Here is a 1,820-nt window from a genome sequence, read left to right as displayed (position 1 = left end):
TCATCGCCACGCAGGTTGGCACCAGAAATGTTGGTGTCCTTGCCACTGGTGAAGCCCAGCCGGTCCCCGGCATAGAGATAAGCCTCTTGCTGGCGCTCGCCTTCACGCTCCAGATTGCCTTTGCCCATGCTGACGCTGGCGTAGACGCCCACGCCTTCCGAGCCGAAGGTGAAGCCCACTTCCCCACCACCACTGTTGCGGTTGTTCTCGCTGCTGTGATCGTTCTGCGCGGCGCGAATGTTCAGGTCGTTGCCGGCATCCAGGTCGATGTTGCGTCCGGCCTGGGCCTGGGTCCCGATCAGGTTCAGGTCGTTGCTGGCCTTGAGGTTGATGTCGCGCCCGGCATCCAGTTGGGTGGCGGTGGAGGAACCTTGGCTGCTCTCGGTGCTGGCGGTGCCGAAGCTGCCGCCGACGCCGATCTTGAAGCCGCCACTGGTGCCGCCGTGGATGCCGCCCCACATCTCGGTGTTGCGGGTTTCCTCGCTGATGCTGCCTTTGGCCACATCCAGGGTGACGTCGCGCCCTTTGACGTTGATGTCGCGCCCGGCACTCAGTTGACTGCCCTTGACGGTCACGTCGTTGTTGGCCGTGAGGTTCAGGTCGTTGCCGGCCTGCAGAGTTGAAGAGCGGTTGCCCTGCTCGATGATCTCCTGGCTGCTGCTTTGCTTGCTGTTGCCAAGCTTGACGTCGGCGGTCGGCCCGGCGAGGAACTGGCTGACCGAGTCGACGGCCTTGAGGGTGCTGGAGGCTTTGCTGGTGTTGTTTTCACCGTCGCCGGCACCATTGACCGCGTCCTTGGTCTTGCCATAGTTGTGGTTAATGGTGACACCCAGGCCATTGCGCTCGCTTTCACGCTGCTGCTCGGTCACCCGCACTTCCCGGGCGGCGTCGATCTTGATATCGCGACCGGCCACCAGGTTGATGTCGTGATCGGCCCGAAGATCGGAACCCACCTGGTTGATGTCGCGCTTGGCGTTGACCGACAGGTCTGCACCGGCACTGATCTGGCTGGCGGCGGCGGTCTGGGTTTCGACGCGATTCTTTTCCTTGTTGCGCTCGGCACCGGCGAAGAGGCTGACACCGTTGTCGTCGCTGCTGACGCCCACGCCGACTTGCTTGCTCTTCTTCCAGTCCTGCTCCGCCGAGCTGTTCTGTGCCGCCAGCACATTCACATCGCGTCCGGCGTCAAGACTGACATTGCGCCCGGCGCTGATGCCGCTGCCCACCACATTGATGTCGCGCTCGGCCTTCAGGCTCGCATCGCGCTCGGCCAGCACCTGGCTGCCCACGCTGGTGCTGCTTTGCGCCTGGCGCCCGGACTCCTTGGCCGAGGCAAAGGAGACGCTGGCCCCGGAGGAGGAAAGCCCGACTTTTTTCTTGTACTGCTCGCTACGGCTGTAGGCCGTGTCATTGGCCGAAACCAGGTTGATGTCACCGCTGTCCTTGACCAGCCCGGCACGCAGTTCCACATCGTTGCCGGCCACGGCTTCACTGGCCCGCAGGCGGATATCGTTGCCCGCGGCCACCACCACATCGTTGCCAGCGCTCAGCTCGCTGCCGACCTGGGTCGCGGTAGTTTGCAACTGGCTCTTGCCGCTTTTGGACAGGCCGAGGAAACCGGACTTGGTCTTCTTGCTGTAGGAGCCGTGCTCCTCGACACCGGAGAGGATCGCCACATCACCGGTGGCACCGACCATCAAGTCTGCACCGGCCTTGAGCTGGCTGCCGATCAGCGTGACATCGCGGCCACCGTTGATGCTCATGCCGCCATCGGCTTTCTTGCTGGTGTTGAGGGTCAGGTCTTTCCCGGCCTCGACCAC

Annotated in this window: 1 protein-coding gene; it reads right to left on the bottom strand. The window is 63.4% G+C overall.

Going from position 1 to position 1,820, the window contains the following annotated elements:
• Positions 1-1,820 (bottom strand): hemagglutinin repeat-containing protein (locus tag AC1RL5_RS31835; protein ID WP_492590241.1); only part of this gene is annotated, 1,820 nt, incomplete at both ends.

The sequence above is a fragment of the Pseudomonas sp. GW822-FHT06D10 genome (genome assembly GCF_058799535.1).
This window is presented reverse-complemented; position numbering and strand designations above follow the sequence as displayed.